This window comes from Roseomonas genomospecies 6 (genome assembly GCF_008365375.1).
In the GTDB taxonomy this organism is placed as follows: domain Bacteria; phylum Pseudomonadota; class Alphaproteobacteria; order Azospirillales; family Azospirillaceae; genus Azospirillum.
Genome location: NZ_QOKW01000014.1, coordinates 1 through 16,855 on the forward strand (window position 1 = coordinate 1; position 16,855 = coordinate 16,855).

Genomic DNA, 16,855 nt, shown 5'->3' on the forward strand with positions numbered 1-16,855 from the left:
CCGCCCCCTGCTCCTGAAGAAGCTCCTCCAGACCCGTCCAGTCCTGGCGGTCGTAACGGATCTTGCCCATGCCGAGCTGACGGCCAAGCGCGTCGGCGATCAAGGGATTCGGTTCAACCAGGACAGCGCGCATGGGATTCTCCACAACAAGGGTTTCAACTAGAGGGCGGGAGGACAAGGCACTTAAAATTTTCCTTAATTCCGAGTGCTTTATTTTCTCACACCCTCAGGTAATAGCCTTCCTGTACCGCGAGTCAACCATCCGGCTTACCCAAAGGGATAATGTTACACCCCGCTTTTATATGACTTTTAATATCCGTTAAGGCGTAGATTCTTGGCTGTTCTTTGCCTCGAAATTCGAAATGTTTTCCGCCCGAGTTGCATGAAACCCTTTGCTTCCAGAGGCCCCTCTCCTCCGGCTTGAACCGGGCTTTAACCCGCCTGTATTTCACTGGGCGCGCATGGCTGCGAACAGGGGCCGCGAACAGGGGGGAGAGGAACCGATGCCGACGCGAACCAGACGGGCGATTGCCGGAACCGCGCTCGCGGGCGCCGTCCTGCTGGCGGGCGGTTGCGCGACGAGCGTCCCCGCCCCCGACACCGTCTACCGGCAGGCACTGGAGGAGGCGGTGGTGGCCGGGCGGTGCGAGGGGCCGACGGTGGAAGCGCTGTGGGCCGCCTATGACCGGTGGTTCGCCGTGGCGGCCAGCCTCGCCTCCTACCACCGCGCGACGGAGGCCGGCGCCCTGCTGCGGCAAGGGGAGGCGTTCCGCATCCTGGGCTGCCCCGCCGCGGCGCGCGAGACCTACGAGACGCTTCTGCAACGCTTTCCCGACCCCGATTACGAGCTGGAGCGCAACGCCGCCCGCCGCGGCCTGATGGACCTGCCGATCAATCCCCCGGCGCCCCTGCTGCGCCCGGCGCCCGCCGTCACCTCCGCCCTGCGCGGCCCCACCAGCGCGGACCACGGCGACGGCTGAGCAGGGCAACGAGGTCAGGTTGATTTCTGTCCCAAAGGCATCGAATAGCCCTCTCCCCCCTGGGGAGAGGGCGGCCCGAAGGGCCGGTGAGGGGGAAACGTTGCTCCCTGCAGGGCTTTTCCGGCCTTCGGCCGCCCCCTCATCCCGACTTTCTCCCCAGGGGGGAGAAGGAGTGGGCGCCGCTCTGACTGAACCTGTTAACCTGACCTCGGTGCCCTGGACGGCTGAGGCAGGCGGGAGCTTTTCAGGGCCGCCCGCAGGGCTGCCATGACGCTCCGCACCGTTGTTCCAAGGCTGATATATCAGTAAGCTGATGGTTAACCGGGCGGAAACCCCGGGTCATCTTCCTGCCTGGAAACGCCCCCGGCCATGCCCGACTGTTCCCGCTCCCCGGAAAGGGTGTCCGCTGCCCAAGCCGCTGCCCAAGCCGCGGCGTCGCTTGCCAGCGAGCGCCGCGACGATCCCGTGCGCGGCATCCTGATGGTCGTCGCCGCGGTCTTCTTCTTCTCCTGCTCGGACGCGACGGCGAAGTATCTGGCCCAGACCCTGCCCTCCATCGAGATCGGCTGGATGCGCTATGTCGGCTTCACCACGCTCCTGCTGCCGCTGATGATCCGCGGCGGGCCGCCCGTGATGAGGACCGCCAGCCCCGGCCTTCAGATCCTGCGCGGGCTGGGGATGCTGGGGTCGGCGCTGTTCTTCATCATGGGCATGCATTACCTGCCCCTGGCCGAAGCGGCGGCGACCAGCTACGTCTCGCCGGTCTTCGTCACGATTCTGTCGATCCTGGTGCTGGGCGAGAAGATCGGGCCGCGCCGCTGGGCGGCGGTGCTGGTCGGGCTGCTCGGCGTGCTGATCGTCATCCGCCCCGGCGGCGCGGCCTTCCAGCCGGCGGCCATCTTCCCCATCCTGTCCGCCATGAGCTGGGCGACCGGCGTGGTCATCACCCGCAAGATGACCGGGCAGGAGCATCCCACCACCACCCTGATCTGGACCGCCCTGACCGGGCTTGCGGTGCTGACGGTCCTGCTGCCCTTCAATTTCGCCATGCCGACCGGAACCGAGGTCGCGCTGGGCGCCCTGATCGGGCTGGTGTCCACCATGGGGCAATGGCTGATGGTCCAGGCCTACCGCTTCGGCGAGGCGTCGGTGCTGGCGCCCTGCTCCTACGTCCAGATCGTCTGGTCCACGCTTCTGGGCTTCCTGATCTTCGGGGCGCTGCCCGACCACTGGACCTTTCTGGGCGCCGGCATCATCATCGCCAGCGGCCTCTACACCGCCCACCGCGAGCGGCTGCGCAAGAAGGAACGGGACGCCGCCGCGCGATGAAAGGCCGCAGGCCGGACGGTGCGCAAAACTCTTGCTCCAAGCATTAATATATTAGTATACTTGACCCTGGGAAACGCGGGACTAAAAGACCGTGCCGTTTGAACTATCTAGCAGAGACCGGCGGACCTGACCGCCGGACGGGGGATGGCGATGGGTGAGTCCGCGCGCCGGGTTGCGGCCCTTGGCGAATGCATGATCGAACTGGTGCGCCGTCCCGACGGAACCTTCACCATGGGCTTCGGCGGCGATACCCTGAACACCGCCGTCTACATGGCGCGCCTCGGCATGGCGCCGGACTACGTGACGGCGCTGGGCGACGACGGCAACAGCGACGCCATGGTCGCCACCTGGGAGGCCGAAGGGGTCGGCACCGGCCATGTGCTGCGCGTTGCGAACCGCGTTCCCGGCCTCTACATGATCGAGACGGACGACAGCGGCGAGCGCCGTTTCCTCTACTGGCGCGATTCCGCCCCGGCCCGCGACCTGTTCGTCCTGCCCGACAGCCCGGCGCTGGTCGCCGATCTCGAAGGCTACGACCTGCTCTATCTCTCCGGCATCAGCCTCGCCATCTGGGGCGGGCGCGGGCGGGAGGTGCTGTTCCCCATGCTCGACCGCCTGCGCGGGCGCGGCGGGCGCGTCGCCTTCGACACCAACTGGCGCCCCCGCCTGTGGCCCGACCGCGAGACGGCGCAGCGCGCCTACGACGCGATGCTCCGGCGCACCGACATCGCCCTGCCGGGCGTGGAGGACCTGCGCGGCCTCTACGGCGATGCCGACGCCGACGCGGCGATGGCCCGCGTGCGCGGCGCCGGTGTGCCGGAAATCGTGCTGAAGCTGGAAAAGCCGGGCTGCATCGTCTCCGCCCCCGGCATCGAGGAGACCGTGCCGTCGGAAAAGGTCGCCAAGGTCGTGGACACCACGGCGGCGGGCGACAGCTTCAGCGCCGGCTATCTCAGCGCCCGCCTGAAGGGCCGCGGCCCGGTGGAGGCGGCGCGCTCCGCCCACCGCATCGCCGCCGTGGTCATCCAGCACCGCGGCGCCATCATCCCGCGCGACGCGATGACCGACGTTCTGGATGGCTGACACAAGGTTGCCGCCATGCCCACAGGGCAAACCACCTTCACACCGGCCGCCCTCAAGCCGCCCCGCGCGTCGCAGCGCGGGACCACGGCGGCGGCGGCCATCTACCGCGACCTGCGGGCCGAGATCGTGTCGCTGGCCCGCAAGCCGGGCGACCCGATCGCGGAGAAGCTGGTGGCCGAAGCCTTCGGCGTCAGCCGCACCCCGGTGCGCGAGGCCGTCCTGCGGCTGGCCGACGAGGGGCTGGTGGAGGTCTTCCCGCAATCCGGCACCTTCGTGGCCCGCATCCCCATCGCCGCCCTGCCGGAAGCCAACCTGATCCGCAAGACGCTGGAGCAGGCGACCGTCCGCTTCGCGGCGGAACGCGCGACCCGCAGCCAGATCGCCGCGCTCCACGCCAATCTGGAGCGCCAGCGCGAGGTGGACGCCTCGGGTGCCGCCGACGGCTTCCATCAGGCGGACGAGGCGTTCCACGCGCTGATCGCCGACATCGCCGGCTATCCCGGCTTCTGGCCGATCACCCAGCAGGTGAAGGTGCAGATCGACCGCTGCCGCCACCTGACCCTTCCTTTCCCCGGCCGCATGGCCGCCGTCATCGCCGAGCACGAGGCCATCGTCTCCGCCATCGCGGACCATGATTCCGACCGCGCGGCGAAGGCGCTCGGCGACCACATCGACGGCCTGCTGCTGACCATCGACGACATGCGGCTCGCCGCCCCGCTTTATTTCTCTCCTGCCGAGGCCCCGACATGACCCATCCGCGTCTTGAACCTTCCCTGTCCGGTCCGCGCATCGTCCCGGTCCTCGTCCTCGACGAGCCGGACAGCGCGGTCGCCCTGGCCGAGGCGCTGGTCGCCGGCGGCCTGACCACGCTGGAGGTGACCCTGCGCACCCCCGCGGCGCTGGCCTGCGCGGAAGCCATCGCCGCCCGCGTTCCAGGCGCCCTGGTCGGCCTCGGCACGCTGATCCGGCCCGAGCAGTTCGCCCAGGCCCGCGACGCGGGCGCCCGCTTCGTCGTGAGCCCCGGCCTGACCGACCGTCTGGCGGAGGCCGCCAAGGCCGCCGGCCTGCCCTATCTGCCGGGCATCGCCACCGTGACCGAGGCGCTGATCGCCATGGAACACGGCTTCCGCGAGCTGAAGTTCTTCCCGGCCATGCTGAACGGCGGCGCCCCGGCGCTGCGCGGCATGGCGCCGCTGATGCCGGAGATCCGCTTCTGCCCGACCGGCGGCATCAAGGCGGAGAACGTGAAGGAGATCCTGTCCCTTCCCAACGTCTTCGCGCTCGGCGGCACTTGGCTGACCCCGGCGGACGCGGTGAAGGAGCGCCGCTGGTCCGAGATCGAGCGGCTGGCCCGCGAGGCCGCCGCCCTGACCCAGGGCTGAGCCGGATGCGGCGCCGCGTCGGCGTGATCGGGCTGGGCATGGCGGCGACGCCCCACGCCCAGAGCCTGCTGGATCTGGCCGACCGGGTGGAGGTGGCGGGCTGTTTCAGCCCCTCCGCCGACCGCCGGGCCGCCTTCGCGGCGCGCTTCGGCCTGCCGGCGGTGAACAGCGCGGAGGCGCTGCTGGACGATCCAAGCGTCTCCGCCATCCTGCTGCTGACCCCGCCGGACACCCACGCCGACCTCGTCGCCCGCTGCGCCGCCGCCGGAAAGCATGTCCTGCTGGAAAAGCCGCTGGACGCCACGCCCGCCGGTTGCCGCGCCGTGGTGGAGAGCATGGAGCGCGCCGGGCTGACGCTGGGCGTCATGCTCCAGCACCGCTTCCGCGCCGCCGCCGAACGGCTGGCGGAACTGCTGCGCAACGGCACGCTGGGCCGCCCGCTGTCGGCCTCCGTCGTGGTGCGCTGGTGGCGCGACGACGCCTACTACGCCCAGCCGGGGCGCGGCATGAAGGCGCGGGACGGCGGGGGCGTGCTGCTGACCCAGGCCATCCACACGCTGGACCTCTATGTCAGCCTGCTCGGCCTGCCGCGCGCGGTGGCGGCCTTCGCCGGCACCAGCGGCCTGCGCCCCATCGACACCGAGGACGTGGTGTGCGCCACCCTGCGCCACGACGGCGGGCTGCTCGCCACGGTGGACGCCACCACCGCCGCCTATCCCGGCTATCCGGAGCGCATCGAGATCGCCGGCACCGCCGGTTCCGCCCTGCTGACCGGCGACCGGCTGGAAGTGCAGTTGCGCTCCGGCGGAACGGTGCAGGCGGGGGAGACGGCGGGCACGCTGGGCGGTGGGGCCGACCCCATGGCCTTCTCCAACATCCATCACCGCGCCGTCCTGGCCGACTTCCTCGACGCGCTCGACCGCGGCGGCCAGCCGCGCGTGTCGGGGCGGGAGGCGCTGAAGGTCCACCGCCTGATCGAGGCGATCCTCCAGGCGTCGGAGAGCGGCGCCGTCACGGCGGTTCCGGAGGACTGACCTCACTCCACGCTCACGAACTCGTGTCCCGCGCTTGATTTGCCGAAACGCCGGACCAAGGCTAGATGAGGGACGGGAGGCGCTGTCGCCTCCCGGCGGCTTTCCTGTGGAGAGTGTTCATGCTCATCAAAGTCCGGAGCGCGTCGCAAGCCAGCGAGAACGAGGTGACGCCCCGCGGCCTGTTCCTGTCCCGGCGCTCGATCATGGCCGGCGGTATCGCGGGTGGGGCGGCCCTGGCGCTCGGCGGCACGGGGCTCCTGCCGGGTCCGGCGCTGGCCGCGCCCTTCCAGGTCCCGACGACGGTCAGCCCGAAGGACCCCAAGATGGACGCCCAGACTCCGATGAAGTCGGCGACCAGCTACAACAATTTCTACGAGTTCGGGACGGACAAGACCGATCCGTCCGAAAACGCCGGCTCGCTGCGCACCCGCCCCTGGGAGATCGCGGTGGACGGCGAGGCCGGAAAGCCCGCCACCTTCGGCATCGAGGACCTGCTGTCCTTCCCGCTTGAGGAGCGCGTCTACCGCCTGCGCTGCGTCGAGGGCTGGTCGATGGTCATCCCCTGGGTCGGCTTCCCGCTGGCCGAGCTGCTGAAGCGCGTGGACCCGACCGGCAACGCCAAGTACGTCGCCTTCCAGACGCTGGCCGACCGGTCGCAGATGCCCGGCCTGAAATATCCCGTGCTGCAATGGCCCTATGTCGAGGGGCTGCGCATGGACGAGGCCATGCACCCGCTGACCATCCTGGCGGTCGGCATGTACGGGGAGACGCTGCCCAACCAGAACGGCGCGCCGGTGCGGCTGGTCGTGCCGTGGAAGTACGGCTTCAAGTCGATCAAGTCCATCGTCCGCATCACCCTGACCCAGGACCAGCCGCCGACCTCCTGGAACCGCTCGCAGCCGCGCGAGTACGGCTTCTATTCGAACGTGAACCCCGAGGTCGACCACCCCCGCTGGAGCCAGGCGACGGAGCGCCGCATCGGCGAGTTCTCCCGCCGCAAGACGCTGCCCTTCAACGGTTATGGCGAGGAGGTGGCGTCGCTCTACGCCGGCATGGACCTGCGGAAGAATTACTGAGATGGCCGCAGCCTCGAAAGGACCGGTTGCCTTGGCGCTGTCCTCGCGCTGGGCGAAGCCGGTGGTGTTCGCCCTGGGACTCGCCCCGCTGGGCTGGATGGTCTGGCTGGGCGTGAGCGGCGGGCTGGGGGTGGAGCCGGTGGCCGAGGCGGTGCGGCAGAGCGGGCTGTGGGCGTTGCGGCTGCTGCTGGTGGCGCTCGCCGTCACGCCGCTGCGCATCCTGACCGGCCAGCCGGGGCTGGCGCGCTTTCGCCGGATGATCGGGCTGTTCGCCTTCTTCTACGCGCTGCTGCACGTCTCTGTCTATGTGGGGGTGGACCAGTTCTTCGACTGGGCGGCGGTGTGGAAGGACATTGTGAAGCGGCCCTACATCACCGTGGGCATGGGCGCCTTCGTGATCCTGACGGCGCTGGCCGCGACCTCCACCAACGGCATGGTGCGGCGGCTCGGCGGGCGGCGCTGGAAGGCGCTGCACAAGGCGGTGTTCGTGGCCGGGGCGGCGGGCTGCATCCACTACGTCATGCTGGTCAAGGGCTGGCAGTACCCGCCCTTCGTCTACGCGACGATCTTCCTGGGGCTGGTCGCCCTGCGCTATGCGAGGAGTCCGGCGGTGGCGGGCCTGAAGGGAGGTTCTATCTTGGCTCGGATTTCACCACGAAGACACGAAGGACACTAAGAACGTCACAAAGAGCGTTCATTCGAAGGGGTGCTTTCCCACGAAGCCGGCGCCCCTTTGTGATCCCTTCGTGCCCTTCGTGTCTTCGTGGTGAAAAACCCGACCCGCACCCGACGCCGGGCCAGCCTGCGACAACGCATGCAGTCCACCATGTACGGACAGCCCGCGTTGGGGTAAAGCTCCGCGGGCAGTTGCGTCACGGGAGTCCGCGCATGTTCACGGCCAAAATCCTTCTTCTCGGCTCGGGCGAACTCGGGAAGGAGTTCGTCATCGCCGCCAAGCGCCTCGGCTGCGAGGTCGTCGCCTGCGACAGCTACGCCAACGCCCCGGCGATGCAGGTGGCCGACGCGGCGGAGGTCTTCTCCATGCTCGACGCGGACGCCCTGCGCGCGGCCATCGCGAAGCACAAGCCGGACTTCATCGTGCCGGAGGTCGAGGCCATCCGCACCGAGGTGCTGCACGAGTTCGAGGACGCCGGCCTGACCGTCGTCCCCTCCGCCCGCGCCGCCACCATGACGATGAACCGCGACCGCATCCGCGAGGTCGCCGCGGTGGAGCTGGGCCTGCGCACCTCCAAGTACCGCTACGCCGAAAGCCTGGAGGAGGTGATCGCCGGGGCGGAGCACACCGGCCTGCCCTGCGTCATCAAGCCGGTCATGTCCTCCTCCGGCAAGGGGCAGAGCACCGTCCGGACCGCCGACGAGCTTGAGGCCGCCTGGACCTACGCCGTCGCCAACATGCGCGGCGACCGCCGGAAGGTCATCGTCGAGGAGTTCGTGCCCTTCGAGTACGAAATCACCCTGCTGACCGTCCGCACCCGCGAGGGCATCCTGTTCTGCGAACCCATCGGTCATCGGCAGGAGCGCGGCGACTATCAGGAATCCTGGCAGCCGGTGCCGATGCCCGCCGCCCTGCTGGACGACGCCAAGGCGATGGCGGCGAAGGTCGTGGACAATCTCGGCGGCTACGGCATCTTCGGGGTGGAGTTCTTCGTCACGAAGGACGAGATGGTCTTCTCCGAATTGTCGCCGCGCCCGCACGACACCGGCATGGTGACCCTGCTGTCGCAGAACCTGTCGGAGTTCGACCTGCACGCCCGCGCCATCCTGGGACTGCCGATCCCGGCCATCCGCGTGCATGGTCCGTCCGCCTCCGCCGTCATCCTGGCAGACCGTGAGGCGGAGCGCTTCGCCATCGAAGGCTTGGCCGACGCCATGCGCGTCGGCAGCGCGGAGCATGACGTGGACGTGCGCCTGTTCGGCAAGCCGACGACCCGCAAGAACCGCCGCATGGGCGTGGCGCTCGCCGCCGGCACCGACACCGACGACGCCCGCGAACGGGCACTGAAGGCGGCTTCGGCGGTGTCCATCCGCTACGAGTAGGCGGGCGGCTCCAGCGCGGCCACCGCGTCGGCGTGGCAGGAGGGCGGGTGCCAGGCGATGCCCCGCCCGACGATCCCGTCCTCCCCCGCCGCGTGCAGGGCCGCCAGACAGACCGGCGGGACGGGACCGCCACGCAGCACGGCGCGCGAGTCCAGCCCGACGCGGCGCCGGTAGACGGGATGCTCGGCGCAGAGCAGCCGGTCCGCCGCCGCGATGGCCGTTTCGGCGGCAGCACCCAATTCCGCCCGCAGCAGCGGCGCGGCGTCGAGCGCCAGCGCGCCGAACCCCACGGCGTCGATGACGGCGCTGTCTCCAATGGCGGGCAGGCGCGGGCGGGGCACGCCGATATCGGGTCCCTGCGGGGCGGCCACGGGCGCGCTCGCCCAGACTTTTCCACCCGACAGGCGCAGGCCGAAACGCACCCCGTTGCCGCCCGCCGCCGTCACCAGCGCCGCCCCCGGCACCCCGTCGGCGGCCAGCATCATCGCCTTGCAGGCGGCCATCCACGGGTTGAGGAAGAACTGTCCGGCCTCTTTCAGGAAGGCGCAGACCTCGCCGGTCCCGCCCAGCCGCGACACCAGCGTGTCGGTCAGCAGCGCCGAGGCCACCCCGACGCGCCCGTGCAACTCGTCCCCCTGCTCCATCGCCTCGCGGGCGATGCGCGACAGTTCCACCGGTCCGACCCCGGCCAGCGCCGGCCCGACAGCACCGTGCAGCCGACGCAGCCGCTCCACCACAGCCCCGCTGACGATGCCGAAGCGCAGGGCGGGGCCGCCGCCCTCGTTGAGCGGGCTGTAGGCGCGAACGCCGGAGCCGCCCGCATCCTCCACCACATGCAGCCACATCGACCGCGACACGACAGCGGCCAACGGCGTGACCACGCCCATGTCCTGCGCCGGGCGCAAGGTCACGGCGCCGCTCAGCACCAGCGCGCGGGCCTCTTCCACGCCGCCGGCCATGCCTTCGAACAGCAGCGCCGCCGCGGCGGCGTTGAGGATCGGCGGGCAAATCTCCGCCGGATCGGCGAAGGGCGGCCCGGCGTGCAGCAGCGTGCGGCGGTCCAGCCCGATGCGGTCTCCGGCGGTTCCGGTCTCCGTCCACACCGGCACGGCGGCCAGCATCCGCTCCACGGCCTGCGCGGTGGCGTCGTTCATCGCGTGTGTCCTTGCGTTCAATCCCTCTCCCGCCCCGGGAGAGGGTGCCCGCGCAGCGGGCGGGTGAGGGTCGTGCGAGGATCGAGGTGCTGATCGTTGGCGGCACCCTCACCCTCCCACCGCTTCGCGGCGGGTCCCTCCCTCTCCCGGGGCGGGAGAGGGGAGTTTTGCATCACGGCAAATGCAGCGGGGCGCGCCCGTAGCCGTTGCTGGCGTCCACCAGATGCAGCAGGTGGCGCAGGAAGACCGCCCGGTCCTCCTTCGGCAGGGGCGCGATGGTGCGGTCGTGGGCGCGCTGCGCCTTCTTGTCCATGCGGCGCAGCAGCTTCCGGCCCTCCGCGGTGATGGCGGCCAGCTTCATGCGCTTGTCCACCGGGCTGGCCCGGCGCTGGATCAGCCCGCGTTCGGCCAGCCGCGCCAGTACACCGGCGGTGGTCGTGCGGTCGATGCCGATCTGGGCGCCCAGCGTCACCTGATCCAGGTCGGGGCGTTCCGCCAGGGCGGTCAGCACGCTGTACTGGACGGGGGTGATGTTGAACTCCGCGCACTCCTCCATGAACATGGCGACATGGATCTGGTGCAGGCGGCGGATCAGGAATCCGGGACGCTCCGCCAGGACGCGGTACGCCTCTTCGATCAGGGGGTCGTCTAATGTCATCGCGGGCGGTCCGTCGGAGCGGGTTTGGGAAATCGGCTGTCAGAGAGGATGGCGGCGGGCCGGAGGATCGGCAACCGGGGCGGAAGGACGCGGCCCTCAGCCCATCAGCGACACATGCGCCGCGACGATCCGCCAGCCCTCCGGCATGCGGACCCAGGTGTGGCTCTGCCGCCCGACGCGCTCCGTGGAGGGGCGCGTGAACTCGGTGTTGGCGGTCGCCATGCCGCGGCCATAGGTGGTGATGACGGTGTTCCGCAACACCCGATCCAGCCCCGCCGCCGGGCGGCCCTGGCGGAAGGCGGCGATGGCGTCGTAGCCGTACAGATTCTCCCCCACGCCGTAGCGCAGGGTCGCGGGGTGGTTCCAGAACAGCTCGTCCAGAACCGCCACGTCGTTGCCGGTCAGCGCGCGCTCGTAACGCTCGAAAGCGGCGGTGACCTCGGCCACCACCTCGGGGATGTTGATCTCAGGCGTCATGGGAAGAGGTCCTCGGCAATGGCCAGCAGCGCGGAATCGCTGCCGCGCGGGCCGATCAGCGACAGGCCGAGCGGGCAGCCGTCCAGCCGCGCCGCCGGAATGGAGATTTGCGGCAGACCGGCCAGACCGGCGGGGCACAGGATCGCCAGCGCCTGTCCGCGCTCCGCGTCCACCGCCGCCCCCGACGAGCCGCGCAGCGGTGCGATGCCCGGCGCGCTGGGCAGGACGATCAGCCCGTCCGCCCCCAGAAGACCGTCCATCCGCTGACGGATGCCCTCCCGCGTCTCCGCCGCCGCGCGGGCCAGAGCGGGGTCGAGCGTGGCCGCCGCGGCGAAGCGGTCGCGCACGCCCGGCCCGAAGGCGGGCTTCACCGCTTCGATCCAGGCGCCGTGCGCCGCCCAGGCTTCGGCGGCCTGGAGCGTCTGGAAGACCGGGCGCCACCGCTCCAGCCCTTCGGGGGCCAGCGTCACGGCGTCCGCGCCCCCGAACCGCTCCCGCAGCCGGTCCACAGCCGGGGCAAGTGCGTCGCGCACCGCCTCTCCCGCCACCGCGAAGGCGTCCTCGGCGACCAGCAGGCGGCGGAACGCCGGGGCGGGCGCCGGGGGCAGCAGCACCGCTCCGACGCGGCGGAGCAGCGCCGCGTCCCGCGCGAACCAGCCCACCGTGTCGAAGCTCGGCGCCAGCGGAACGGAGCCGTCCAGCGGAACCGTCCCATGGGTGGGACGGATGCCGTAGAGGCCGCAATAGCTGGCCGGCAGGCGGATCGAGCCGCCGGTGTCCGTCCCGATGGCGAAATCCACCGCCCCGCCCGCGACCGCGGAGGCCGACCCGCTGGAGGACCCGCCGGGGATGCGGCCCGGCGCCTGCGGATTCTCCGGCGTGCCGTAATGGGCGTTCTCGCCGGCCAGGCTCCAGGCCAGTTCGTCGGTCAGCGTCTTGCCGGCGACGCGCGCCCCGGCGTCCAGCAGGCGCTGCACGGCGGGCGCCGTCGCCTGCGGGACATCGTGCGTGCGCAGCCAATCCGGGTTGCCCGCCCCGGTGGGAAGGCCCGCGATATGGAACAGATCCTTCACCGCGAAGCGCAGCCCGGCCAGCGGGCCGTCCGCGGCTCCGGCGACCTCGGTCAGGCCATGGGGTACGAAGGCGTTCAGGGGGTCGTTCGGCATGATGCTATGGTGGGTCTCGTCAGGGTTCCAATCCCTCTCCCGCCCCGGGAGAGGGTGCCCGCGAAGCGGGCGGGTGAGGGTCGTACAAGGATCAAGGCGCTGCTCCTGTCCGCACCCTCACCCTCCCATGCTGCGCATGGGCCCCTCCCTCTCCCGGGGCGGGAGAGGGGTTATCGGGTTCGGCTGTGGTTGTCTTGCAGGGAGCGGTTGCCGAAGAGGCCACGCAGCCAATCCTTCAGCATTACCCACAGCAGGTTGCCGGCGTTCAATTCCTTGGCGGGTGCCGGAGGGGCCTCCGGAGCCGCCTCCGCAACCTCCTCCACCGGTGCCGTCGCGGCGAGCTTGGCTTCCAGGTTCCGGGCGAATTCGGCGGTCAGGCGGTTGGCGATCTCCTGCACGATGGCGCCTCGGCTGAACTGGGCCAGGACGCCGGTCAGGGTGAAATCGACGGTCAGGTCGATGCGCGTGCCCGCCCCCTCCTCCAGCACCGCGAAGGTCACGTCGGCCTTGGCGCGGGAGTTGTTCTTGGGGTCCGTGCCCTGGCCGTGGATGACGCCGGTGTGGGTCGCCTCGTCCATCGTCAGCGCGCCCTCGCCCGCGAAGGCGGCGGCGATGGGGCCGAGCTTCACGCGCATTTGCCCGAAGATGCGGTCGCCCTCGCGCGGTTTGGTCAGCGAGGCGCCGGGCATGCAGGAAATCACCTGCTCCACGTCGCCCAGCAGCGGCCAGACGCGGGCACGCGGGAAGTTGACGGCAAGGGTCTGGGTCATGGTCGGCATGGGCTTACCCCGCGTTCGTGTTGCGCGCGTCGATGACGCGGCGGATGGCGTTGACGATCCCGACATAGCCGGTGCAGCGGCACAGGTTGCCGCTCATCGCCGTGCGGATCGCCGGGTTGTCGGCGTCCGGGCAGCGCAGCACCACGTCGCGCGCCGCCACCAGCATCCCCGGCGTGCAGAAGCCGCACTGGAGGCCGTGCTCGGCGGAAAAGGCCTCGCGCAGCTCCGTGGCGACGGGATCGTCGTCCAGCCCCTCCACCGTGGTGACGGACCGCCCGTCGCAGGCCACCGCGAAGGTGATGCAGGAGCGCGCCGGTTCGCCGTCGATCAGGATGGTGCAGGCGCCGCACACGCCGTGCTCGCAGCCCAGATGGGTGCCGGTCAGCAATTCCCGCTCGCGCAGGAAGTCGCCCAGATGCTGGCGCGGCGGGACGCTGGCCTCGACCCGCTTGCCGTTGACGGTCAGGGAAATGGTTTTGGCGTGGGCGCTCATGACATCACCTGCGCGATGGCGCGCTTCAGCGCGACGGTGTGGGTCCGAAGGGCGATGGGGTCGTCGGCAGCAGGGCTTCCGGCGAGGTGCACGGCCATGGCCGCCTCGGTGCAGCCGCCCTCGATCAGGGCCGGGCCGTCGATCACCACCGGTTTGCCGGAGGTCGCCCCGGCGACGCAGCGCTGCACGCCGCGGGCCGGGTCGATCAGCACCGCCCCGGTGGCGTGGGAGAACTCGCCGGTCTTGCGACAGACCTTATAGTAGCCCCAGCGCGCCCGGTCGGACAGGGCGGGCACATGGATCTCCGCGACGATCTCGCCCGGATGCAAGGCCGTCTCGAAGACGCCCAGGATGAAATCGGTCATCGGCACGCTGCGCCGCCCGCCCGAACCGGCGATCACCACGTCGGCGCCGAGCGCGGTCAGGACGTTCACCCAGTCCGCCGCCGGGTCGGCGTGGGCGAGGCTGCCGCCGATGGTGCCGCGGTTGCGCACCGCGCGGTAGGCGATCACCGCCGCTACGCTGGGAAGCACGCCGCGCGTCACGTCCGGATAGTCGCCGTCCTCCAGCCGCGCGTGGGTGACGCAAGCCCCGATCACCAGCCGGTCGCCCTCCCGGCGGATCGCCTGAAGCTCGGCGATGCGGGTGATGTCCACCAGCAGTTCCGGCTGGGCCAGCCGCAGGTTCAGCATGGGGCCGAGCGACTGCGACCCGGCCACCGGCCGCACCATCACGTCCTCGCGCGACAGAAGCTCCAGCGCCTCGGCCAGCGTCGCCGGCTGCGCGTAGTCGAAATCGACCGCCTTCATGCCGCACCCCGCTCGCCCGCGATGGCGGAGAGAATGACCTCCGGCGTCATCGGCGCGTTCGTCACGATGACTCCCAGCGGCTTCAGCGCGTCGTTGATGGCGTTGCAAATCGCGGCAGGCGGGGCGATGGCGCCGCCCTCGCCGATGCCCTTTACGCCGAACTCGGTGTAGGGGGAGGGCGTCAGCATGTGGATGATCCTTACGTGCGGGACCTCGGTGAATCCGGGGATCAGATAATCCGCGAAGGTGGAGGCGAGCGGCTGGCCCTCCGCGTCGTAGGGCATCCGCTCGTACAGCGCGGTGCCGACGCCCTGGGCGACGCCGCCGTAGATCTGGCCATCGACGACCATCGGGTTGACCATGGTCCCGGCGTCCTCGACCACCACGTAGTCGAGGATTTCGACCTGCCCGATCTCCGGGTCCACGGCCACCGCCACGGCGTGGGTGGCGTAGGAGAAGGTGCCGTGATCGCTGCCCGGCTTGTAGCCGGCGGTGACCTCCAGCCCGCTCCGGTCCACGTCCGCAGGGAGAAGCTGCGGCGCGCGGTACCAGGTGTGGGCGATCTCGCGGATGGACACCGCGGCGGCCCCGGCCTTCACCGAACCGCCTTCCAGAACCACGCCTTCCGGCCCGGCCTGCATCAGGTGCGCGCCGATCTTGCGCAGCCGTTCGGCCAGCGTGCGGCAGGCGGTGGCGACGGCGCCGCCGGCCATGACCATGCTGCGCGACCCCCAGGTGCCCGTCGAATAGGGCGTCAGGCCGGTGTCGCCGTGCACCAGCTTGATCTTCTCCAGCGGGATGCCCAGCACCTCGTGGGCGACCTGGGCGAAGGTGGTCTCCATGCTCTGGCCGTGCGACTGCACGCCGACGCGCAGCTCCAGCCCGCCGTCCGGGGTGATGCGGGCCTGCGCCTGCTCGTGCCCCGGCACCATGGGGATGCCCCAGCCGTGATAGACGGCGGTGCCGTGGGCCGACTGCTCGCAATAGGTGGCGAAGCCGACGCCGATCAGGCGCCCGTCCCGTTCCCCGGCCTTCTGGCGGGCGCGCCAGCCCTCAAGCTCGATGGCGGCGACGGCGCGGCGGACGGATTCGGGATAGTCGCCACTGTCGAAATGCTTCTTCGTCACGTTGTCGAAAGGCATCTTCTCCGGCGGGACGAGGTTTTCCAGCCGCACCTGCCACGGCTCCCGCCCGACGGCGTCGGCCACGGCGTCGATCATCTGCTCCATGGCGAAGCACACGCCGGTCCGCGCCACGCCGCGATAAGGCACGATGGGCGGCTTGTTGGTGCAGACGGAGAAGGTGCGGCAGCGGTAATGCGCGAAGTCGTAGGGGCCGGGCAGGATGCTGCCGACCTGCGCCGCCTCCAGGCAGGCGGAGAAGGGATAGACGGAGTAGGCCCCGGCATCGACCCAGGCGTCGGCCTCGATCCCCAGCAGCCGCCCGCGCGCGTCGGCGTAGGCGGTGATCTCGTAATGGTGTTCGCGGGCGTTGGCGGCGGCGACCAGATGCTCCCGCCGGTCCTCGGTCCAGCGGACGGGGCGGTCGAGGCGCATGGCGATCCAGGCGGCCACGATCTCCTCCGGCTGGAGCAGGCCCTTCCAGCCGAAGCCGCCGCCGACGTCCGGCGCCACCACGCGGATCAAGCCCTGGTCGAGGTCCAGGCATTCCGACAGGCCGGCGCGCACGATGTGCGGCATCTGGGTGGAGGTGGTCAGGACGAGCTGTTCGACGTGGCGGTCCCAGTGGGCGACCACGCCCTTGCCCTCCAGCGGCACCATGCACTGGCGCGCCGTGCGGATGGTGCGCGACACCTTCACCGGGGCGGTGGCGGCGATCTCCGCGATGTTGCCGCCGGTGTTGGTCTCCAGGAACACGTTGTCCGGCCAGTGGTCGTGAACCTTCGGCGCGCCCGGCTTCACCGCCTCCAGCATGTCGGAATTCACCGGAAGCTCGGCGTAATCGACGAAGACGGAGGCCGCGATGTCCTCGGCCTCGGCGCGGGTGGCGGCGACGCAGACGGCCACCGGCTCGCCCACGAAGCGCACCTTGCCGTCGGCCAGCGCCGGCTGCTCCGACACCTTGAAGCCGGGCAGTCCCGACACGGCGCGGATCGGCCTGACGCCGCCCGCCGCCAGATCCGCCCAGGTGAAGACGGCGCCGCGGTGCTCCTCGGGGATCTCGATGCCGGTGATGGTGGCGTGGGCAACCGGGCTGCGCACGAAGGCCAGTTCCTTCATGCCGACCAGGGCGATGTCGCCGACGAAGCGGCCCCGCCCGCGCAGCAGCCGGTCGTCCTCCTTGCGGCGAACCCGCGCGCCGACACCGGAACCGGCGGTGCTAACCTCTGCCATTCCCTGACCCTCTCGTTCTTGTT

17 protein-coding genes are annotated in these 16,855 nt (G+C 70.6%); 9 read left to right on the forward strand and 8 right to left on the reverse strand.

Annotation, left to right across the window (positions count from 1 at the left end):
• The first annotated feature begins 503 nt into the window (after positions 1-503).
• The 9 genes from DS843_RS17680 to purT all read left to right on the forward strand — a co-directional run bounded on the left by DS843_RS17680 (position 504) and on the right by purT (position 8,942).
• Positions 504-980 carry a hypothetical protein gene (locus DS843_RS17680; RefSeq protein ID WP_149470187.1) on the forward strand — a complete coding sequence of 159 codons (477 nt, stop codon included), beginning with the start codon at positions 504-506 and terminating at the stop codon, positions 978-980.
• 399 nt (positions 981-1,379) lie between these two features.
• Positions 1,380-2,309, forward strand: coding sequence for a DMT family transporter (locus DS843_RS17685; protein ID WP_286192161.1), 930 nt, complete (start codon positions 1,380-1,382; stop codon positions 2,307-2,309).
• Between the two features lie 150 nt (positions 2,310-2,459).
• Entirely contained in the window at positions 2,460-3,392 is a 933-nt protein-coding gene (locus DS843_RS17690; protein WP_149470189.1) for a sugar kinase, read from the forward strand.
• Positions 3,393-3,407: 15 nt separating this feature from the next.
• Positions 3,408-4,142 carry a GntR family transcriptional regulator gene (locus tag DS843_RS17695; protein WP_149470190.1) on the forward strand — a complete coding sequence of 245 codons (735 nt, stop codon included), beginning with the start codon at positions 3,408-3,410 and terminating at the stop codon, positions 4,140-4,142.
• Entirely contained in the window at positions 4,139-4,774 is a 636-nt protein-coding gene (eda, locus tag DS843_RS17700) for a bifunctional 4-hydroxy-2-oxoglutarate aldolase/2-dehydro-3-deoxy-phosphogluconate aldolase (protein WP_149470191.1), read from the forward strand. Before DS843_RS17695 ends, eda begins: the two co-directional genes overlap by 4 nt.
• A gap of 5 nt (positions 4,775-4,779) precedes the next feature.
• Positions 4,780-5,808, forward strand: coding sequence for a Gfo/Idh/MocA family protein (locus DS843_RS17705; protein ID WP_149470192.1), 1,029 nt, complete (start codon positions 4,780-4,782; stop codon positions 5,806-5,808).
• Positions 5,809-5,927: 119 nt separating this feature from the next.
• Positions 5,928-6,884, forward strand: coding sequence for a protein-methionine-sulfoxide reductase catalytic subunit MsrP (msrP, locus tag DS843_RS17710; protein WP_149470193.1), 957 nt, complete (start codon positions 5,928-5,930; stop codon positions 6,882-6,884).
• Position 6,885: 1 nt separating this feature from the next.
• Entirely contained in the window at positions 6,886-7,560 is a 675-nt protein-coding gene (locus DS843_RS17715; RefSeq protein ID WP_286192162.1) for a protein-methionine-sulfoxide reductase heme-binding subunit MsrQ, read from the forward strand.
• Positions 7,561-7,772: 212 nt separating this feature from the next.
• Complete coding sequence (gene purT / locus DS843_RS17720; protein WP_149470194.1) at positions 7,773-8,942, forward strand: formate-dependent phosphoribosylglycinamide formyltransferase; 1,170 nt, start codon at positions 7,773-7,775, stop codon at positions 8,940-8,942.
• Here purT and DS843_RS17725 read toward each other — a convergent pair.
• The 8 genes from DS843_RS17725 to DS843_RS17760 all read right to left on the reverse strand — a co-directional run bounded on the left by DS843_RS17725 (position 8,933) and on the right by DS843_RS17760 (position 16,832).
• Positions 8,933-10,096, reverse strand: coding sequence for a YlbE family protein (locus tag DS843_RS17725; protein WP_149470195.1), 1,164 nt, complete (start codon positions 10,094-10,096; stop codon positions 8,933-8,935). The two genes, purT and DS843_RS17725, sit on opposite strands and share 10 nt — an antisense overlap.
• A gap of 172 nt (positions 10,097-10,268) precedes the next feature.
• Complete coding sequence (locus DS843_RS17735) at positions 10,269-10,754, reverse strand: MarR family winged helix-turn-helix transcriptional regulator (RefSeq protein WP_149470197.1); 486 nt, start codon at positions 10,752-10,754, stop codon at positions 10,269-10,271.
• 96 nt (positions 10,755-10,850) lie between these two features.
• Positions 10,851-11,231, reverse strand: a complete 381-nt coding sequence (gene hpxZ / locus DS843_RS17740; RefSeq protein ID WP_149470198.1) for an oxalurate catabolism protein HpxZ — start codon at positions 11,229-11,231, stop codon at positions 10,851-10,853.
• Positions 11,228-12,397, reverse strand: coding sequence for an amidase (locus DS843_RS17745; RefSeq protein WP_149470199.1), 1,170 nt, complete (start codon positions 12,395-12,397; stop codon positions 11,228-11,230). Before DS843_RS17745 ends, hpxZ begins: the two co-directional genes overlap by 4 nt.
• A gap of 170 nt (positions 12,398-12,567) precedes the next feature.
• Complete coding sequence (locus DS843_RS31595) at positions 12,568-13,176, reverse strand: SRPBCC family protein (RefSeq protein ID WP_208852268.1); 609 nt, start codon at positions 13,174-13,176, stop codon at positions 12,568-12,570.
• 4 nt (positions 13,177-13,180) lie between these two features.
• Positions 13,181-13,669 carry a (2Fe-2S)-binding protein gene (locus DS843_RS31600; RefSeq protein ID WP_208852269.1) on the reverse strand — a complete coding sequence of 163 codons (489 nt, stop codon included), beginning with the start codon at positions 13,667-13,669 and terminating at the stop codon, positions 13,181-13,183.
• Positions 13,666-14,478, reverse strand: coding sequence for an FAD binding domain-containing protein (locus tag DS843_RS17755; protein WP_149470200.1), 813 nt, complete (start codon positions 14,476-14,478; stop codon positions 13,666-13,668). Before DS843_RS17755 ends, DS843_RS31600 begins: the two co-directional genes overlap by 4 nt.
• Positions 14,475-16,832, reverse strand: a complete 2,358-nt coding sequence (locus DS843_RS17760) for a xanthine dehydrogenase family protein molybdopterin-binding subunit (protein ID WP_149470201.1) — start codon at positions 16,830-16,832, stop codon at positions 14,475-14,477. Before DS843_RS17760 ends, DS843_RS17755 begins: the two co-directional genes overlap by 4 nt.
• Positions 16,833-16,855: the final 23 nt, after the last annotated feature.

Excerpts from the sequence above, each read along its gene's own strand:
- DS843_RS17745 (WP_149470199.1), bottom strand. The coding sequence starts at position 12,397 with ATGCCGAACGACCCCCTGAACGCCTTCGTACCCCATGGCCTGACCGAG.
- DS843_RS31595 (WP_208852268.1), bottom strand. The coding sequence starts at position 13,176 with ATGCCGACCATGACCCAGACCCTTGCCGTCAACTTCCCGCGTGCCCGC.
- DS843_RS17695 (WP_149470190.1), top strand. The coding sequence starts at position 3,408 with ATGCCCACAGGGCAAACCACCTTCACACCGGCCGCCCTCAAGCCGCCC.
- DS843_RS17735 (WP_149470197.1), bottom strand. The coding sequence starts at position 10,754 with ATGACATTAGACGACCCCCTGATCGAAGAGGCGTACCGCGTCCTGGCG.
- hpxZ (WP_149470198.1), bottom strand. The coding sequence starts at position 11,231 with ATGACGCCTGAGATCAACATCCCCGAGGTGGTGGCCGAGGTCACCGCC.
- DS843_RS17755 (WP_149470200.1), bottom strand. The coding sequence starts at position 14,478 with ATGAAGGCGGTCGATTTCGACTACGCGCAGCCGGCGACGCTGGCCGAG.
- msrP (WP_149470193.1), top strand. The coding sequence starts at position 5,928 with ATGCTCATCAAAGTCCGGAGCGCGTCGCAAGCCAGCGAGAACGAGGTG.
- eda (WP_149470191.1), top strand. The coding sequence starts at position 4,139 with ATGACCCATCCGCGTCTTGAACCTTCCCTGTCCGGTCCGCGCATCGTC.
- DS843_RS17690 (WP_149470189.1), top strand. The coding sequence starts at position 2,460 with ATGGGTGAGTCCGCGCGCCGGGTTGCGGCCCTTGGCGAATGCATGATC.
- DS843_RS17760 (WP_149470201.1), bottom strand. The coding sequence starts at position 16,832 with ATGGCAGAGGTTAGCACCGCCGGTTCCGGTGTCGGCGCGCGGGTTCGC.
- DS843_RS17705 (WP_149470192.1), top strand. The coding sequence starts at position 4,780 with ATGCGGCGCCGCGTCGGCGTGATCGGGCTGGGCATGGCGGCGACGCCC.
- DS843_RS17680 (WP_149470187.1), top strand. The coding sequence starts at position 504 with ATGCCGACGCGAACCAGACGGGCGATTGCCGGAACCGCGCTCGCGGGC.
- DS843_RS17715 (WP_286192162.1), top strand. The coding sequence starts at position 6,886 with ATGGCCGCAGCCTCGAAAGGACCGGTTGCCTTGGCGCTGTCCTCGCGC.
- DS843_RS31600 (WP_208852269.1), bottom strand. The coding sequence starts at position 13,669 with ATGAGCGCCCACGCCAAAACCATTTCCCTGACCGTCAACGGCAAGCGG.
- DS843_RS17725 (WP_149470195.1), bottom strand. The coding sequence starts at position 10,096 with ATGAACGACGCCACCGCGCAGGCCGTGGAGCGGATGCTGGCCGCCGTG.
- purT (WP_149470194.1), top strand. The coding sequence starts at position 7,773 with ATGTTCACGGCCAAAATCCTTCTTCTCGGCTCGGGCGAACTCGGGAAG.